This is a genomic window from Nocardia sp. BMG51109 (assembly GCF_000526215.1).
GTDB lineage: Bacteria > Actinomycetota > Actinomycetes > Mycobacteriales > Mycobacteriaceae > Nocardia.
Genome location: NZ_JAFQ01000004.1, coordinates 7,817,369 through 7,833,000, shown reverse-complemented (window position 1 = coordinate 7,833,000; position 15,632 = coordinate 7,817,369). Strand labels below are relative to the sequence as shown.

The 15,632-nt window shown below is 69.1% G+C and carries 17 protein-coding genes and 1 pseudogene; 9 read left to right on the top strand and 9 right to left on the bottom strand.

The genetic code is table 11. The features are described from left to right. Nucleotides 1-5: 5 nt before the first annotated feature. A complete protein-coding gene (locus tag D892_RS0136865) occupies nucleotides 6-392 on the top strand; it encodes a helix-turn-helix transcriptional regulator (RefSeq protein WP_024806057.1) in 387 nt (128 codons plus the stop codon). Further along, the gene (locus D892_RS0136860; RefSeq protein ID WP_024806056.1) at nucleotides 389-841 is read left to right on the top strand and encodes an SRPBCC domain-containing protein; all 453 of its coding nucleotides are present in this window, start codon (nucleotides 389-391) and stop codon (nucleotides 839-841) included. Before D892_RS0136865 ends, D892_RS0136860 begins: the two co-directional genes overlap by 4 nt. 17 nt (nucleotides 842-858) lie before the next feature. On the opposite strand, the gene D892_RS0136855 is transcribed toward D892_RS0136860, so the two are convergent. The 5 genes from D892_RS0136855 to D892_RS0136835 all read right to left on the bottom strand — a co-directional run bounded on the left by D892_RS0136855 (nucleotide 859) and on the right by D892_RS0136835 (nucleotide 6,774). Further along, on the bottom strand, nucleotides 859-1,260 hold the full coding sequence (locus tag D892_RS0136855) for a hypothetical protein (protein ID WP_024806055.1): 402 nt from the start codon (nucleotides 1,258-1,260) through the stop codon (nucleotides 859-861). Between the two features lie 342 nt (nucleotides 1,261-1,602). Then, nucleotides 1,603-2,571, bottom strand: coding sequence for a sigma-70 family RNA polymerase sigma factor (locus D892_RS0136850; protein ID WP_024806054.1), 969 nt, complete (start codon nucleotides 2,569-2,571; stop codon nucleotides 1,603-1,605). A gap of 202 nt (nucleotides 2,572-2,773) precedes the next feature. Next, on the bottom strand, nucleotides 2,774-4,336 hold the full coding sequence (locus D892_RS0136845; RefSeq protein ID WP_084161936.1) for a methyltransferase: 1,563 nt from the start codon (nucleotides 4,334-4,336) through the stop codon (nucleotides 2,774-2,776). Between the two features lie 159 nt (nucleotides 4,337-4,495). Next, the gene (locus D892_RS0136840; RefSeq protein WP_024806052.1) at nucleotides 4,496-5,491 is read right to left on the bottom strand and encodes a GlxA family transcriptional regulator; all 996 of its coding nucleotides are present in this window, start codon (nucleotides 5,489-5,491) and stop codon (nucleotides 4,496-4,498) included. 500 nt (nucleotides 5,492-5,991) lie between these two features. Beyond that, complete coding sequence (locus tag D892_RS0136835) at nucleotides 5,992-6,774, bottom strand: VOC family protein (protein ID WP_232236254.1); 783 nt, start codon at nucleotides 6,772-6,774, stop codon at nucleotides 5,992-5,994. Between the two features lie 44 nt (nucleotides 6,775-6,818). On the opposite strand from D892_RS0136835, the gene D892_RS0136830 reads away from it, so the two are divergent. Continuing rightward, the gene (locus D892_RS0136830; RefSeq protein WP_024806050.1) at nucleotides 6,819-8,132 is read left to right on the top strand and encodes an MFS transporter; all 1,314 of its coding nucleotides are present in this window, start codon (nucleotides 6,819-6,821) and stop codon (nucleotides 8,130-8,132) included. Here D892_RS0136830 and D892_RS0136825 read toward each other — a convergent pair. Further along, entirely contained in the window at nucleotides 8,103-8,477 is a 375-nt protein-coding gene (locus D892_RS0136825; RefSeq protein WP_084161933.1) for a DUF3099 domain-containing protein, read from the bottom strand. The genes D892_RS0136830 and D892_RS0136825 overlap by 30 nt on opposite strands. Before the next feature lie 208 nt (nucleotides 8,478-8,685). Here D892_RS0136825 and D892_RS0136820 point away from each other — a divergent pair, with 208 nt between their 5' ends. Next, nucleotides 8,686-8,919: a DUF3039 domain-containing protein gene (locus D892_RS0136820; protein WP_024806048.1), complete on the top strand. Its 234-nt coding sequence runs from the start codon at nucleotides 8,686-8,688 to the stop codon at nucleotides 8,917-8,919. A 664-nt stretch (nucleotides 8,920-9,583) separates the two neighbouring features. On the opposite strand, the gene D892_RS44305 is transcribed toward D892_RS0136820, so the two are convergent. Continuing rightward, nucleotides 9,584-9,787, bottom strand: a complete 204-nt coding sequence (locus D892_RS44305; RefSeq protein WP_024806047.1) for a hypothetical protein — start codon at nucleotides 9,785-9,787, stop codon at nucleotides 9,584-9,586. A gap of 511 nt (nucleotides 9,788-10,298) precedes the next feature. Between D892_RS44305 and D892_RS0136800 the strand changes: the two genes are divergently transcribed. Beyond that, nucleotides 10,299-10,667 carry a hypothetical protein gene (locus D892_RS0136800; RefSeq protein ID WP_024806046.1) on the top strand — a complete coding sequence of 123 codons (369 nt, stop codon included), beginning with the start codon at nucleotides 10,299-10,301 and terminating at the stop codon, nucleotides 10,665-10,667. 282 nt (nucleotides 10,668-10,949) lie between these two features. Here the strand turns inward: D892_RS0136800 and D892_RS48110 are convergent, their stop codons facing one another. Continuing rightward, nucleotides 10,950-11,087, bottom strand: a complete 138-nt coding sequence (locus tag D892_RS48110) for a DUF6307 family protein (protein ID WP_198037084.1) — start codon at nucleotides 11,085-11,087, stop codon at nucleotides 10,950-10,952. Between the two features lie 508 nt (nucleotides 11,088-11,595). Here D892_RS48110 and D892_RS0136790 point away from each other — a divergent pair. The 4 genes and pseudogenes from D892_RS0136790 (at nucleotide 11,596) to D892_RS0136775 (ending at nucleotide 14,091) form a co-directional block, all read left to right on the top strand. Further along, entirely contained in the window at nucleotides 11,596-12,138 is a 543-nt protein-coding gene (locus tag D892_RS0136790; RefSeq protein WP_024806045.1) for a DUF5994 family protein, read from the top strand. Between the two features lie 34 nt (nucleotides 12,139-12,172). Beyond that, a pseudogene (locus D892_RS0136785) lies at nucleotides 12,173-12,616 on the top strand (fatty acid desaturase); the annotation flags it as partial. Nucleotides 12,617-12,703: 87 nt separating this feature from the next. Next, a complete protein-coding gene (locus D892_RS0136780; RefSeq protein ID WP_024806043.1) occupies nucleotides 12,704-13,324 on the top strand; it encodes a chemotaxis protein CheB in 621 nt (206 codons plus the stop codon). A 227-nt stretch (nucleotides 13,325-13,551) separates the two neighbouring features. Beyond that, the gene (locus D892_RS0136775) at nucleotides 13,552-14,091 is read left to right on the top strand and encodes a DUF5994 family protein (RefSeq protein ID WP_024806042.1); all 540 of its coding nucleotides are present in this window, start codon (nucleotides 13,552-13,554) and stop codon (nucleotides 14,089-14,091) included. Between the two features lie 751 nt (nucleotides 14,092-14,842). On the opposite strand, the gene D892_RS0136770 is transcribed toward D892_RS0136775, so the two are convergent. Beyond that, on the bottom strand, nucleotides 14,843-15,538 hold the full coding sequence (locus tag D892_RS0136770; RefSeq protein ID WP_024806041.1) for a 1-acyl-sn-glycerol-3-phosphate acyltransferase: 696 nt from the start codon (nucleotides 15,536-15,538) through the stop codon (nucleotides 14,843-14,845). Nucleotides 15,539-15,632 lie beyond the last annotated feature (94 nt).

Here is a 15,632-nt window from a genome sequence, read left to right as displayed (position 1 = left end):
GCCGCATGGCCCGCCGACCGCAGTCCACCGTCACCGACCAGGTGTTCGCGGCTCTCGCCAACCCGACGCGGCGGGAGATTCTCGATCTGCTGCTGGCGGGGGAGCAGACGGTGCAGGCCATCGCCGAGCGGTTCGATATGGCCCGCCCGAGCGTGTCCGAGCATCTGAAGGTGCTGCGCGACTGCGGCCTGGTGGGTGAGGACAAGCGCGGGCGCTACCGCTACTACCGGGTCGAGCCGGATCCGCTGCACGACCTGCAGTCCTGGCTGAGCCCGTACGAACGGTTCTGGCGCGCCCGGCTGCGCGACCTGGGCGGTGTCCTGGCTGCCATGCCCGACGAGACCGACGAGACCGACGAAAAATCCTCCGCGAGAACGGAACCCGAGCCATGACCGAAGACCTCACCAGCGAGGATCTCACCGGTATCGAACTGGATCACTTCTACCCGCACCCGCCGCAGAAGGTGTGGCGCGCGCTGACCACCCCGGGCCTGATGGCGCAGTGGATGATGGAACCCACCGGCTTCGAACCGGTGGTGGGCACCGTCTTCCGGATGCGGGGAACGCCGATGCCGAGCGTGGGCTTCTCCGGCGACATCCGCTGCGAGGTGCTCGAGGCGACGAGTCCCGAACGGCTGAGCATCAGCTGGAACGACGCCAACGCCGATCGAGAGACCGGCTGGGTGGTCACCTGGCAGCTGCGGCCCGAGGGCACCGGCACCCGGATGCTGCTGTCGCACACCGGATTCGATCCGGACGATGCGACGCAGCAGCTGTCCCGCAAGATCATGCGCGGTGGCTGGCCCGGCATGTTCGAGCGCCTGGCGCGCACCCTCGACTGAATTCGGCCCAGCGCCGTTCAGCCCAGCGCCAGCGGCAGGCAGGACGACCCGAGATCGGCGGCGCTGACAACCCGCACGTTCAGCGTCGTCACCTGGTCCTCCGGCGCGATGTAGGATCCGACGGCCCGCGCGATGATGGTGTGATCGCCGGTGTCGGCGGGCGTCCAGTCGATCCTCGCCTGCATCTTCCCCTGCTGATTGGTGACCTGGACCCGGCCGAGATAGGTCTCGTTGTCGTAGAACTCCATATCCATGGGGTTGCTGGTCGACGTCGTCGCCGTGATGCTCGTCCGGCACCCCTGCGCGGCCCGGCCGTCGACGCCGAGCGTGGTGGTCGCCGCGGCGGCCGCGGACCCGCCCAGGACTATCGCCGCACTGCCCAGCGCCAGCCCGGCGATCCGAGTCGCGTTGGTCGACATGGTGTTCCTCCCGATCCGGCACCGTGACAGAGGTCTCCGCCGCTGGCCAGTATCCACCAGTCGGCCGCCGACGTCGACACGGACGCCGCCCGTGCCGGATACGGGGCCGGATTCGGGACATCCGAAGACAAATCAGCGCCGACCGGTTCGCGCTGTGCCCGGAGGGGGCGGGCCGCGCGGCCGCCGGCCGGCGCTCGTGGTGATCACCAACCCACGTGATCACCGCGGGGGTGCTGGGCCGGATTCCGGACGACCCAGCGTCTGTGGGGGCCTCATGTCTGTGGGCCTCATGTTGTGGGGGCTCCGGCCCGGACGCCTCGGACGAGAGCCCTCGAGTTCTCGTCAGCTAGCGTATGCCCGCAGGCGGTCCGCCCGCTCGCCCTTGCGCAGCTTCGCCATGACTTCGCGCTCTATCTGCCGCACCCGCTCCCGCGACAGGCCGAACAGTTTGCCGATCTGGTCGAGCGTGCGCGGCTGGCCGTCGTCCAGGCCGAAGCGCAGCCGGATGACCTGCTGCTCGCGCTCGTCCAGCGTGGCCAGGACGCTGCGCACGTCGTGGTGCATCAGCCCGGCGATGACGGCGCTCTCCGCGGAGGTGGCCTCGGAATCCTCGATGAAGTCGCCGAGCGGGGCCTCCTCGTCGCTGCCGACCGGCATGTCCAGGCTCACCGGGTCGCGGCTGTGGTCGAGCAGATCGGCGATCTTCTCCTCCGGGATGCCCGATTCGGCGGCCAGTTCGGCGTCGGTGGCCTCGCGGCCCAGCTGCTGGTGCAGTTCGCGCTTTATCCGGGCCAGCTTGTTGACCTGCTCGACCAGATGAACGGGCAGCCGGATGGTCCGGCTCTGGTCGGCCATGCCGCGCGTGATGGCCTGGCGGATCCACCAGGTGGCATAAGTGGAGAACTTGAAGCCCTTGGTGTAGTCGAACTTCTCCATCGCGCGGATCAGACCCAGGTTGCCCTCCTGGATCAGGTCCAGCAGCGGCATGCCGCGGCCGGTGTAGCGCTTGGCGAGCGATACGACGAGGCGCAGGTTGGCCTCGAGGAGATGCTGGCGGGCGGCCTGGCCGTCGCGGACGAGGATCGCCAGATCCCGCTTGCGCGTGGCCGACAGGCGCTTACCGGTCTCCAACAGGTTCTGGGCATAGAGGCCCGCCTCGATGCGCTTGGCCAGCTCGACCTCGTCGGCGGCCGTGAGCAGCGCCGTCTTGCCGATACCGTTCAGGTACACACGTACCAGGTCGGCGGCGGGGCTCTGGGCGTCGAGGTCCTGTTCGCTGGCGCGCACTCCAGTGGTGGCGGGGCTTGTCATGACTTGCCTCCTGTCGGTGGTGTCTCACTACGAACAACGGACCCGACACTGGAAAAGTTCCCCGCCACTGTCCCGGTAAACCGCAGCTGAGCTGCGAGTTTCGCCTCCTCCGTCTGAGAAGTTCCTAAGAAGCGAACCGACCGGGAACGTCGGCGCGCCCACTTGTTGCCGGATGTCTACTCCGACGGGCCCGAACCGGGGTTCACGCGGGGCGGATCAGGCCGTGTCGCACCAGTCCGACCGTGACTGCCAGGGCCGCGGCGCGGAACTCGGGTGTGGCGGTGGTGCCGGTGTGGCCGATTGCCAGCAATTCGACCAGCTCTTCCAACGGCAGGCCGTCCGCGCGCATTCCCGCCAGCAGGGCGGCGGCGACGTCGTCGATCTCGTGCTGCCAGCGGGGGCCGTCGCCGCGGTGCAGCCGGAGCACGCGTTCGTCCCAGCCGTCCGGTCCGGGCAGCGCGACGCGCTCCAGCGCGGTGGCCGGATCGACATCGAATCGTGCTGTCCAGGCACGGTTTTCGTCCGCGGCGACCGCCCGTAGCCAGGCCGCGCGTTCGAAGTACGCGGTGGCCTCCGGGCCGAGCGGATCGTCGAAACCGTGCGTCAGATCCTCGGCGAGCACCTCGGTGGGCCCGTCCACGGCGCGCAGGTAGACGAAGCCGAAGCCGATGCCCTCCACCTGCGCGGCCGCGAACGCGTCCAGCCAGCGCTCGGCCCGCCGCTGCGCCTGCGGGTCGCGCGGATCCAGTCCGGCGTCGCGCAGCCAGGTGCCGACGTACAGGGCCGGATCGGCGACGTCGCGCTGCACGATCCAGGCCTCGATGCCGTGCTCGGGCAGCCAGGACGACACCCGGCCGCGCCAGTCCTCGCCGGCCACGTGTGCCCAGGACGCCAGCATGGCCGCGGTGCCGCCGGGCCGCAGGCGTTCGGGCGCGCCGGAGACCACCAGCGCGCTGGCGCCGTCGAGGGCCAGGCCGGAGTCGCGGTAGGTGTGCTCGACGCGGGCCGGGCCGACCACGAACGGGGGATTGGCCACGACCTGGTCGAATCGCCGCCCGGCGACCGGTTCGAACCAGGAGCCCTCCAGCAGTTCGATGTCCAGCCCGTTGAGTGCGGCCGTGGCGTCGGCCAGCCACAGGGCCCGCCGGTTGACGTCGGTGCCGGTGACCGTGCGCGCGTAGGCGGCGGCGTGCACGGCCTGCACCCCGCATCCGACGCCCAGATCCAGCACCGAGCCGACCGGTGCGGCCGGGGTGGCGCGCAGCAGCGACAGCGAGGCCTGGCCGACGCCGAGCACATGGTCGGGGGCCAGCGTGCGCCGGCGCATGCCGTCGTCGAGGTCCGACAGCACCCAGCGGGGGCCGTCGCCGAGATCGAGCGGCCGCAGGTCCAGGGCGGCGCGGACGTCGTCTCCGTCGCGGTCGAGCAGGCCCGCGGCGTACGCGCGGTCCAGGCCGACGGGCGCGAGCGCGGCGGCCACCGCGCGCTCCGGGAGCGGGTCGCCGAGCAGGAACAGGCGGACCAGAGTGCCCGCCTCCCCGGCGTCGAGCGCGGCCCGGCGCACCGGCACCGGCTCCGAGCGGCCGAGTGCGGCGTGCACGTCGTCGCCGAGGATCTCCAGCAGCGTCTCGGCGTCGTAGCGGACGCGGGTCAGCGCCGCGCGCAGATCCGGGGCGAGCGCGGCGAGCGCGGACCCTGTGCCCGGCGCCGCGCGGTTCCTGTCGGCGTCTCCCCGGACCGCGGCTGGTGTCGGATTCGTCGGCATGGACGAGAACTCTGCCACCGCCACCGCGCATCGCCCGCCGCGGCCCACGGTCGAAGGCGTCCGGTCCGGCCGGTGCGGGCTCGAGGTGCTGGATTCCATACCGGGGCACCGTTGTTCGGGCGGTCCGGGCGGCCGGATGTGCCGAGGGGAGCGGTGCTCTCAGCTGCGTGTCGATCGCGGTCTCGACCGAAAGGTCTTGCGGTAGGACAGTGGCGGGACGCCGAGCTCTGTGCGCATGTGGTGGCGCAGGGAGGCGGCCGTGCCCAGGCCCGAGGCGCGGGCGACCTCGTCGATCGGCAGGTCGGTGGCCTCCAGGAGGTGCCGCGCGTGGCGGAGGCGCTGCTGTAGCAGCCAGGCGCCCGGCGCGAGGCCGGTCTCGGCCTTGAAACGGCGCGTGAAGGTGCGCACGCTCATGCGGGCGTGCGCCGACAGGGTGGCAAGGCCCAGTGCGTGGTCGAGATGCCGCAGGGCCCAGGCGCGGGTGGGGGCGGTGCCGTCGGATCCTTCGTCGGGAACGTTGCGATCGATGAACTGTGACTGGCCGCCCTCGCGCCACGGCGGGACGACGCAGTATCGCGCCGCGTCGTTGGCTATCTCGCTGCCGTGGTCGCTGCGCAGCAGGTGCAGGCACAGGTCCAGGCCGGCGGCCAGACCCGCTGAGGTGTAGAGGTTTCCGTCCTCGACGAACAGCAGGTTCTCGTCCAGCAGCACGTGCGGGAACAGTCCGCGGAAATCGTCGGCGAACGACCAGTGCGTGGTGGCGCGCCGACCGTCGAGCAACCCCGCCGCGGCGAGGACGAAGGCGCCCGTGCAGATGGACACGATCCGGGCGCCGGGACGGATCGAGGCCAGGAGGCCGGCGATCTCCGGCGTCAGCTCCCCGCGCCGGCGGGGACCGGGCATCTGGGTGCCGGGCACGATCACCGTGTCGGCGGCGGTGAACCATTCCGGCCCGGCCTGCGGGACGATGGCGTACCCCATCGTCGTCGGCACCGGTGACAGGTCCGGCCCGCAGATGCGCACGTCGTACAGCTTCGTCCCGTCGGCCGCGGCGGCGTTGCCCAGCACGGTCGGCGGGATGGTCATGTCGAACCCGACGACCGGCGCGAGCGCGAGCACGGCCACCCGGTGCGGGACGGTCGCCGCGGTCACCATGACCACCGCCGTGACCGTGGTATCGGACGGTGAAACGCCGCGTCCTGTTCTGCCGTGCCGGGCTGTCGCCCGGCGCGGTCGGTGCCGGCCGCGATGCGATCGGTACGAGCTGCGATGGCGGCGGAGAGACGGGTATCGCGCCGGGTCCCCACCACCGATAGTGTCCCCGGCCCCGGCCCCGGCCCCGGCCCCGGCCCCGGCCCCGGCCCCGGCGAGCGGAGAGCCGGGCGTGAGGCGGTTCGGTCACCCACGGTGATCGGAGGAACGACGGAGTATCCGGCCGTGGTGGTGGCCCGGCAACCCGCGGTGGCCCAAGGGAATTCGGCCTCGGGCACAGTGCCGGTGCCGGTGCCGGTGCCGGTGTGGAGCGTGCTCGACGGCAACGGGTCGTCGGCCGGGAATGCCGCCCTCCGGCGCCGGATGCGCACCACGACCGGATGCGCTGTGACAGCGGGACTTCCGGTCGGCGCGGCGGTGGCCCGGCACACTGGGTGGTGTGATCACGACGGCATCCGCCCGGTGTGCGGGTCGCGGCCGGTGAGGCAGTAGACGCCGCCGGTCGGGTCGTGCATCACCAGCCAGTGTGCGCCCCGGGAGATGCGGCGGGCTCCGAGTGATTCGTGCCAGGCCGCGGTGGCTTCGATATCGGCGCAGGCGGCGTCGGGGTGGGCCGCGGCCGGTTCGTCGGTGTCCTTGCGCTGCAGCAGGATCCGGATGGGCAGCTGGTCGGGTACCCCGAGGCGGTCGAATTCGGGCCGGGCGCTGGGCCGCACCTCCCAGTCGGTGAGTGCCGCCCAGAACTCGACTTCGCGGTCGTAACCGGCGGCGCCGATGTCCAGGCAGACCTGGTCGACGCGGCCGAGCGTGCCGTCGGGGGCGGGCACCGGGGGTGGCGCGTGCTCGCCGTCTCCGGTGGTCAGGCAGAACGCCGTACCGGCCGGGGAGCGCAGTGCCGAGAAGTGGCCGCGGTCGGCGAGGACCACGGCACCGAGATCGAGCGCGCGGCGGCGGGCCGCGGCCAGATCGTCGACATCGAGATCCAGGTGGGCGCCGCCGGGACCCCCGACGCGCTGGCCGTGCAGGCAGGGGTCGCCGTGCGGTGGCAGCAGGGTGATGAATTCGCCCTGTTCACCGTGTGGTTCGGAGAGCCGGGTTCCGGTCACGGCGGTCCAGAAGGCCATGGCCGCCTCGAAGACATCGGCCGGCCGATCGATGTAGATGCGGTTCCAGCGGATCATCAGGTCCCTTCCGCGGTGTGGCCAGATCTTGATGGATTGTGGCATTCGGGCCACTCGTCTGGCAACCGGACGTGCTGCACGATCGTGTCGTGACCGAACTGCGAGAACCCACCGGAACTCCGGACAACCTGCGGGCCAAGACCTTTCGTCGATGGCATCCGGCCTGGCCGGTGGCTGCCGCGGGTTTCGTGGCGTTGATCGGTGCGGCCGGATTCCGGTCGGTGCCCAGCGTGCTGATGGATCCCCTGCACGAGGAGTTCGGCTGGTCGCACGGCACCATCGGTTCGGCGGTATCGCTGAATGTGCTGCTGTACGGGCTGATTTCGCCGTTCGCGGCGGCGCTGATGGACCGCTTCGGCATCCGCCGGGTGGTCGCCGGCGCGCTGCTGCTGGTGGCGGCCGGCAGCGGCCTGACGGTGTTCATGACCGCGTCCTGGCAGCTGCTGGCGACCTGGGGCCTGCTGGTGGGCATCGGGGTGGGCGCGATGTCGATGCCGTTCGTCGCCACCCTCACCGGGCGCTGGTTCGTGCGGCACCGCGGGCTCGTGACCGGCGTGCTCACCGCGGCCGGGGCGACCGGCCAGCTGGTGTTCCTGCCGCTGGTCTCGGCGCTGGCACAGGCGCACGGCTGGCGGCTGCCCTCGCTGGTGGTGGCGGGGACGGCGCTGGCGGTGGTGCCGCTGGTGCTGCTGTTCATCCGGGACTTCCCGAGCGACGTCGGGGCGCGGGCCTACGGTGCCGAACCGGGCAGTTCGGCCGGGGTGCGGACCAGGGCGACCGGCGGCGCGGCCCGCGCGGTGACGGTACTGTTCCGGGCCGCGCGCACGCCGCAGTTCTGGTTGCTGGCAGGGGGATTCGCGGTCTGCGGGGCCACCACCAACGGGCTCGTCGGCACCTACTTCGTCAGCGCCGCACACGATCACGGCATGCCCCCGACCACCGCCGCCGGGCTGCTGGCGGTCGTCGGGGTCTTCGACGTGGCCGGCACCATCGCCTCCGGGTGGCTGACCGACCGCGTCGACTCGCGCTACCTGCTGGTCGGCTACTACTCGTTGCGCGGTCTGTCGCTGCTGATCCTGCCCGCCCTGTTCGCGCCCGACACCCGGCCGAGCATGTGGGTGTTCATCATCTTCTACGGCCTGGACTGGATCGCCACCGTGCCGCCGACGGTTGCGCTGTGCCGCAAGCACTTCGGCGACGACGGCCCGATCGCCTTCGGCTGGGTCTTCGCCTCGCACCAGGTCGGGGCCGCGCTGGCCGCCACGGGTGCGGGCGTCATCCGCGACCTACAGGGCAGCTACGACCTGGCCTGGTATCTCGCGGGCGCCCTGTGCGGCGGCGCGGCGGTGATGTCGGCCTTCGTTCGCCGCGACTCAGCCGTCGATCGGGCGGTGGTCGCCTGATTCGAGGGCCTTGGCCGCGCGGCGGGCGTCCCAGCGGCTGGGCTCGTCCTTGCGGCGCGGCGGGCGGTCGTTGGCGATCAGCACCGCGATCCACGGCAGCGGAATCGAGACGCCGATGATGGCCAGCGAAATCCAGGGATTGGCCCACAGCCCGTACGCCAGCGCGGCCAGCACCAGGCACGGGATACGGAACGCCATGATGACCGTGTAGCGGCGCACCCGGTCTCGATGCTGCTGCTCGAGTGACGGGGCGGCCTCGGTGATCAGGGCGGGGTGCCGATCCTCGCCGGGAAAGTAGCCCTCGGAGCGTCGCGACGGACGCGGGATCGAACCGGGCGGACGCATCTCGAACTCGGGGCGAACCTCATCGTCGCGATCTTCGGCATCGGGGGATTCGCCGTCACGCTGCATACCTCGAGTGTTCCACTCCGCACAACCGATTGCACACGGGGCGGCGGGCGCAGGCGGCGGGGTGACCGGGGCTCGCGGCGACCGGACCGGCGATCCGGGACTGCGGCGCGACCGGATCCGGCGATGCTGGCATCATGGACCCGTGAGTACCGACACTCTAGTGCGTCCGGATACGACCACCGACGAGTCGACCGACAGCGATATCCCGAAGTACTTCCACTACGTGAAGAAGGACAAGATCGCCGAGAGCGCGGTCATGGGCACCCACGTAGTGGCACTGTGCGGCGAGGTGTTCCCCGTCACGCGTTCGGCCAAGCCCGGCTCCCCGGTCTGCCCGGAGTGCAAACGCATCTTCGAACAGTTGAAGAAGGACTAGCCTTTTCGCTGGTCGCAGGCCCCTGGTCGGTCGACCGGGGGCTCGAAGTGTAATTTTTGCCTGGGTGGCGACAGAATTCGGTGCCGTTGCCTCCTGGCATCTGACTGCGTCTGCTGTGCTCTGTGCCAATGAGATTGCGACTGGCGGCTGATTCGGAAGCTGCCGCGTAGCTTTCGCGTACGTGGATGTCGGTGTAGCTTCCTATGCAGCGGGTCGCAGGTTTGTGCCGCCGGCGGGGCACTGTGAACATGGGAACGGCGGCGACCTGCGGTTTTCGGGTGGTCAGCTGGTGATCGAAGCCGATTTCGCGTTGTGACCATGGGTTTCGTACCGTGCCGTGCGGCGGCGGTTAGGTTATGCCGCGTTGAAGGAGCGGGCGTAGCCGCCGATGTTCCATACCACCCACCGGAATTCGATGGGCGAGAACGGGTACCGGGCCGACACCCCGGGGACCGGAGAGACGGGCCAGAAGCAGACGTGGCAGCGGTGACAGTAGCACCCACGGTCCCACGCCGCCTCTGCGGCACCGCGCGGCGCGGGCGATCGCGGAAGCACTGAGCTCACCCCCGCCTGTGCGTGCGGTGTCGAGTGCTTTGATCACGCGCGTTGGTGGCGCCGGGCCGAATCAGCCTGGCGGCCTCGGATCATCGGGTTGGGCATAAGGCTATGCGTTCCTGTCAGGGCGGAGGTTGAGCAACGGTTGACGGACCCGCGGCAGTCCGAGACCGACGACGCTGTTGCGGCCGCGGCGGACGACGCTGACGGCGTCCTCGATGCGGGCGCGGTCCTCTGCGGAGAGGTCGTCGATGTCGGTGTTGATGCGCGAGATCGGTCGGTGAATGCGGGTGATCTCCTCGTCCGAGGGCATTGCTTCGGCGCGGGCCCAGTCGTTGGCGGCGGTGAAAACACCGCGCAGCCGTTCGCGGCTGCGCAGCAGATCCGCCAGATATGCCTCCAGGTCTGGCAGGTAGGAGACGTCGGTGGAGAAGTGCGCGCAGCCGACGCAGCGGAGCCGGACCGGGCAGTCCTCGCTGCCCGCGGAGACGTTGGTGGGTTCGCTGCAGCGGTCGCGTCGAACTCGCCTACCACGTGTTCACGACCCTCGCGACGAGCAGCAAGGCGGTGGTACACACCTGCGTCCTGCTCATCGCCCTCGGTGCCGCGCTCTCCCTGGCCCTCGGCGCGGCGCCGGGGAGCAACGCGCCGTCCTCGCCGGCGGCGCAGCGGCAGGCAGCGCGGCAGCGGCCATGGTCAGCCGGGTAGTCCAGTGGCTCATTCAGCGCCGTGACCGCGAGGAAGGACCACGGTTCTGTCGCTCCGCGAGAAGGGTTGTGGTTACGCTTGTTTCGGTCGGAAGCCGATATAGCGCAGGGGCGGGTATGGACAGTTTGGAAGACAGATTCCTCGAGGCGATCGACGCCGCGACACGCGTGGACTCCGTCGAGGCCGCTATCGAACTCGGCAAGCAGGTCAAACAACTCGCCCACGAGCTGCACGTCGGTGACTTCACCAATGCACAGCGATACGACCTGACCAAACTGCGCAACGAGGCGGTGACGAAGGCCCAGCATGCGTTGCACCGCACCAAGATTGCCCGCAACGTGGCCGAGGCCGACGCCGAGCGGCGGCAGCGCGAGGCGGAACGCGCAGAGCTGTTAGCGGACCTCGAGCGCGGCGTCGAGCAGCCGACGAACGCTCTCGCCGAGGCGATGCTGCGACGCGAACGCGGGTACGACCGCGAGCGATGACCTCGTTCGCCGCTACCCGGGGGCGAGCGGCAGATTGCATTCCGCCGTTTCTTCGTCGGCCGGTGGGCCCGGCGGCAGCGAGTTCTCCGGGGTGCGCCTCGGCTGCCAGAACCGCGCGGGCTGTCCCGGTCGGCGATCTCGTACACGCTCTTGGAGTCCTGGCGGCGTTTCTCGTCCGGGTGGATATTCGCGTCTCTGGCGGGAGGGTAACCTCTTCGGGCCCGGCTGGGCGGCAGGCCGAAGATCCTGCCGCCAAGTCGGCACCCGCGGAATCCCGTGGTTTCAGCGAATTTTCTCGGGGATCGTATCGAGTACGTGCACCGCGAGTGCGGTCGCGGCGTTGTCGTCCAGTTCCGAGTACTTCAGCATGGCATCGCGGACGCTAGTCACCCGACGCTCGTAGGGTGTTTTCGTTGCCATTCTTCTGTCCTTACTCGGTCCAGCGCGCGTTGTCGTCGACCAGTTGTCCTCTCGGCATAGGCCGCCGACACACGGCGCGGCTACGTTGTAGACAAACGTAGTTGACAGCCCGTGTGGTTCCGGCCGGAGCCTTCTCGGCCAGCCCCGATCGTCACCGGACCGGATACCGCGGAGGGAACTCCTTCCGTGGTTCGCACCGTCGTTCTACAGCGTTGACATCGGGGACTGATCGGCATGTACTTGAGGGGCATAGTGATCCGAGGGATCGTCAGCATCGAGCTCGTCACCCTGGTCGCCGCGGAACTCGTCGGTTTCGCGCGTGTGACAACAGTGCCCCGACCACCTGTGCGGGCGCTGGACTCATCGCAGTCACCATCGTCGTGGGACCGCTCAACTACCTCGGAATGAACCCGGCAGTCGACGACCGCCCCTTCACCGTGCCAGAACCGGCCGGTGTCCGGTCCCACGACCGGCACGATCGTTCCCGGCCGAGACAGGAGCGTCCACGATGACATCACCGAGCACCGCCGTCGCGGCACGGCACAAGACCTTCGCCGACAGCCCTCGGCTTCGAGTCGCGCCCGAATCCCGCCACACCGGGCACGTCGACGGCGCCTGGTGGCCGCGCGGCAATGACCTCGTCGGCGAGCTTCCCGATCTGCTCGCGATGCTCACCGCCCGGCTCGGGCCAATCCATCGCGTGATCTACCACCTCGACACCTGGGCACCGGCACCCGGCAAAGCCGCGATCGGAGGCCGGCAGGTGCGCCTCGACGGATACCGGTACCGACCGGCCGACACCATCGATGTCCTCGCGCTCGATGGCGCGGCCCTCGCACTGCTGGTCATCCCGCCACGTACCGATCCCGACTCGGCCCACGCCGCCATGACGGCAGCGGCCGACCTCGACAACACCTCGGCCGCCGAGTCTTTGCTCGCCCTCGCCGCAGCGCACCGTGACGACGTCGGCGTGGAAATCAGTTGCGCAGAACAGCGATGGGAGTCCGAAGGCGGCGCCAGGGCCCCGATGAACCCGGCCGCGCGCGCCTGACGAGCGGCGCGGACTGGCCTCCGGCGGTTCGCCGGCGGGGAACGCCACCGCGAATATCGTCCGCAACGTCTGGGCCTTCTCGGTCATTTTCTGCGGCCACTTCCCGTCCGGCGTGCAGGCGTTCACCGAGGAACAGGCTGCGGACGAGTCCCGCGGCGAGTGGTACGTGCGCCGGATACTCGGCTCGGCCGACATCACCGGCGGCAGGTTGTTCCACATCATGCCGGGCAATCTGTCGCATCAGATCGAACACCACCTGTTCCCGGATCTGCCGTCCAACCGGTATTCGGAGATCGCGCCCGAGGTGCGCGCACTGTGTGAGAAATACGGTCTGCCTTACAACACCGGCCCGCTGAGCAGGCAGATCGGATCGGTGTGGCTGAAGATCCTCCGGCTGGCCTTGCCGCCCGTGCTCACCGGGAGGCCCCCGCAGCCCGGCGTCGTCGTACTCCGCGAGCGGCACCCCGCTACCTCGTGACCCGGGGTCGCATCCGGTTGCGGCACAGCGGAACAGGAGGCTCCAGGCCGGCCCCTGCGCGTGGGCGTGGGTTAGGCTCGCGACGTGATGACCGGTCCGTCCTCGTCGGAGCGTTACGACGTGGTCGCGGTCGCTTCCTCGGCCGGTGGTATCCCGGCACTGGGGACGCTGCTGGCGGCGTTCGGCCCGGATCTTCCGGTGCCGGTACTCGTTGTCCAGCATCTTGATCGGCACCGCCGCACCAGCCTCGCCCGAATTCTTGCCCGCCGAACAACCCTGGCCGTCCGTCTCGCCAGCGACCAGGAACAGATCGAACCCGGTGTCGTCTACGTGGCTCCGCCCGACCACCACCTACTCGTGGAACCGGGAGGTGTGCTGGCGCTGACGACCAGCGAGCTGGTCCACTTCGTGCGACCGTCGGCCGATCTGCTCTTCGAATCGGTTGCCGGCACCTACGGGTGGCGGGCGATCGCTTGTGTGCTCACCGGCACAGGCAGCGACGGCGCCCTCGGCGTGCAGGCACTGAAATCGCGCGGCGGCACCGTCGTCATCGAGGACCCGCACACCGCAGCATTCGACGGCATGCCGAACGCGGCAGTCGCGACCGGAACAGCCGACTACATCGTCCCCCTCGCCGAGATCGGCGCAGTGATCTGCGGACTTCTCGCAACCAGCGACGACAAGCGCCGATCGACCGGCGGGCGCTGAACCCCGCCCACGCACGTTCTACGGGCCGTCGTGCTGTGTTTCGGCCTCGGCGGCAGTCGAGGGTGCCCCAGCACTGGCAGCGGGCCGCTATCGGCGCTGCGCAAGGGGCCGACTGTGCGGTATGATCAATATATCGGCGACATATCGCATGATCTCACTTCGAGAGTGCATCGTTGTCCGATTCGAGAAAAATCGGCCGATTCACGGCCGAGACAGGAGCATCGGATATGACGCGTCAGCACATCCACGCCGACACCGTGGCCCACAGCCCGCCCGCCGAACCCACACCGCGACTGCGACTGAAAACCAACCCGGCCAAAACAGGCTACGTCGACGGAGCGTGGTGGCCCTACAGCGACGACCTCGCCGCTGAGCTGCCACTGATGTTGGCCGCCTTGACAATCCAGCTCGGACCCGTCCATCGAGTGACCTACAATCTCGCCGAATGGGACACGGCGCCCGGCGATCTCGTCATCGACGGCCAGACCACGCAACTCGACGGACACCCCCACCACACCGTGCACACGATCGAGGTGCTCGATACCTTCGACCGGCGACTGGTCCTGCTGGTGATTCCGCCCAACACCGATGCGGACCACGCATTCACGGTAATGGTGTCCGCGTCTGCCACCGACAACACCGCCACCGTAGACCACCTGCTGGCGATCCGGCCATCAGCACGCAGTGCCCGCACGAAAAGCGCCGCCGCACAACAGCGATGGAACGCCGCGTGCACAACATCTACCCGGACAACGTCATCGGTGTGACCGCGGCAGCCAACCGAGTGGACGGCCGTCGCGATGGATATCGAATTCTCTGGCGATGGGCCTCATCGCCCTGGCGAACGTAGACGCGTTGGCCGCGCCGCTGCTTCGGCGATCCGTTTCGCGGGGGGAACGCCGAGCGCCCGGATCGCCCCCCTTCCGGGGGTATGCTGCCATTCGGTCAGGTCGTTGACCTGCGGTGCTAGCTATCAGCAACCCCCGAGGATTCGAACCTGCGACGCGTGACCGGGGGTTTCTTGCGCACGCAAATCCTTCACACTTCAAGTACCGTGTTTGACCTGCACGAATGCAGTTCCCTCCAGTGCTCCCGGCGGGGCACTGTAAAGATGGGACCGCCGCTGAACAGCGGTTTTCATGGGGAACGTTGACAGTCGAAACGGGATTCGGTCATCTAAAGTCAAATTGAATGCGGCGGCGAACTGCAATTTGGGATGGGCTGAATCTGTGCCACCGTCTACGACGCAACCCAAACTGTGTTTCGTCCCGCCGAGGGTCCGGCGCCGTCACCGCATCATTCGTTCGTCGCGCGGCTGGTACCTGGGCTCGCCCGTCGAGCCCCGAGAGTGCTGGCCAGCCGAGCGATCTCGTCGGTATTGATGGCGGCGAAGCCGGATCTGGCGAAGGCGGTGACGGACGCGCGCATCACTTGTTCACTACGCGCGGTCGCGGTCGTCCGGATTCGGGCCGAACTCGGCATTGGCCGCATACGATCCCCTTACCCCCTTGGCGTAGGTCAGCTGGCTTTCTTCAATATCTGCGCAACGCTTTTGGTGCCTTTTCTGGCGTAGTCGTCGACGTACTCCAGACCGGTCATGGTGGTGAGTTGCTTCATGATCTTGTCCGTGGCTGCCCGGATGCCTTGCGAGCTGCCGTCGACCACGTAGATCGGCGAGCCGTAGATGAGCCGAACCGGACGCAACGATGTCATGGTCAGCCGAAACATCTTGCGGGGCGCGACGATCTCCGCACCGCGGATGGCGACTGGGATGACCGGTACGCCGGTGTCGTGTGCGACGCGCGCGGCACCGGTCCGCCCCTTGTACAGCCTGCCGTCCGGAGATCGGGTGCCCTCCGGGAAGATGCCCCACACCTTGCCCTGAGCCACGATGCCCTTGGCCGCTGCGAGCGCCGCCTCGGCCGGATCGCCGCCGCGCCGATCCACCGGCACCTGACCGGTCGCCGTGCAGACGAACTTCGACAACCAGCCCTTCACACCACGGCCGGCGAAGTACTCTTCCTTGGCCAGATAGTGGATCTGCCGCTGGGTCATTAGGGACAGGTAGAGCCAGTCACCGATCGAACTGTGGTTGGCCGCCAGGATGACTGGTCCCTGTACCGGAACGACGCTGCGATTGACTGCTTTCGGCCTGCCGATCACCCTGAGCAAGGGGCCCACCAATATCCATTTGATGACCCAGTACGAAAACATGAGGCTCTGTTCCCCTCGGTTGTCCTGCGAAACTGTTGAATTCATAATGCTCGACCGGCCACCCGTTCGGCGGTCGTCCCCGCGACCGGCGCAA

Bases quoted from the DNA above. Each gene is read 5' to 3' on its own strand.
- D892_RS0136865 (WP_024806057.1), top strand. From the start codon at position 6: ATGGCCCGCCGACCGCAGTCCACCGTCACCGACCAGGTGTTCGCGGCT.
- D892_RS0136860 (WP_024806056.1), top strand. From the start codon at position 389: ATGACCGAAGACCTCACCAGCGAGGATCTCACCGGTATCGAACTGGAT.
- D892_RS0136855 (WP_024806055.1), bottom strand. From the start codon at position 1,260: ATGTCGACCAACGCGACTCGGATCGCCGGGCTGGCGCTGGGCAGTGCG.
- D892_RS0136850 (WP_024806054.1), bottom strand. From the start codon at position 2,571: ATGACAAGCCCCGCCACCACTGGAGTGCGCGCCAGCGAACAGGACCTC.
- D892_RS0136845 (WP_084161936.1), bottom strand. From the start codon at position 4,336: ATGCCGACGAATCCGACACCAGCCGCGGTCCGGGGAGACGCCGACAGG.
- D892_RS0136840 (WP_024806052.1), bottom strand. From the start codon at position 5,491: ATGGTGACCGCGGCGACCGTCCCGCACCGGGTGGCCGTGCTCGCGCTC.
- D892_RS0136835 (WP_232236254.1), bottom strand. From the start codon at position 6,774: ATGCCACAATCCATCAAGATCTGGCCACACCGCGGAAGGGACCTGATG.
- D892_RS0136825 (WP_084161933.1), bottom strand. From the start codon at position 8,477: ATGCGTCCGCCCGGTTCGATCCCGCGTCCGTCGCGACGCTCCGAGGGC.
- D892_RS44305 (WP_024806047.1), bottom strand. From the start codon at position 9,787: ATGCCCTCGGACGAGGAGATCACCCGCATTCACCGACCGATCTCGCGC.
- D892_RS0136800 (WP_024806046.1), top strand. From the start codon at position 10,299: ATGGACAGTTTGGAAGACAGATTCCTCGAGGCGATCGACGCCGCGACA.
- D892_RS48110 (WP_198037084.1), bottom strand. From the start codon at position 11,087: ATGGCAACGAAAACACCCTACGAGCGTCGGGTGACTAGCGTCCGCGAT.
- D892_RS0136790 (WP_024806045.1), top strand. From the start codon at position 11,596: ATGACATCACCGAGCACCGCCGTCGCGGCACGGCACAAGACCTTCGCC.
- D892_RS0136780 (WP_024806043.1), top strand. From the start codon at position 12,704: ATGACCGGTCCGTCCTCGTCGGAGCGTTACGACGTGGTCGCGGTCGCT.
- D892_RS0136775 (WP_024806042.1), top strand. From the start codon at position 13,552: ATGACGCGTCAGCACATCCACGCCGACACCGTGGCCCACAGCCCGCCC.
- D892_RS0136770 (WP_024806041.1), bottom strand. From the start codon at position 15,538: ATGTTTTCGTACTGGGTCATCAAATGGATATTGGTGGGCCCCTTGCTC.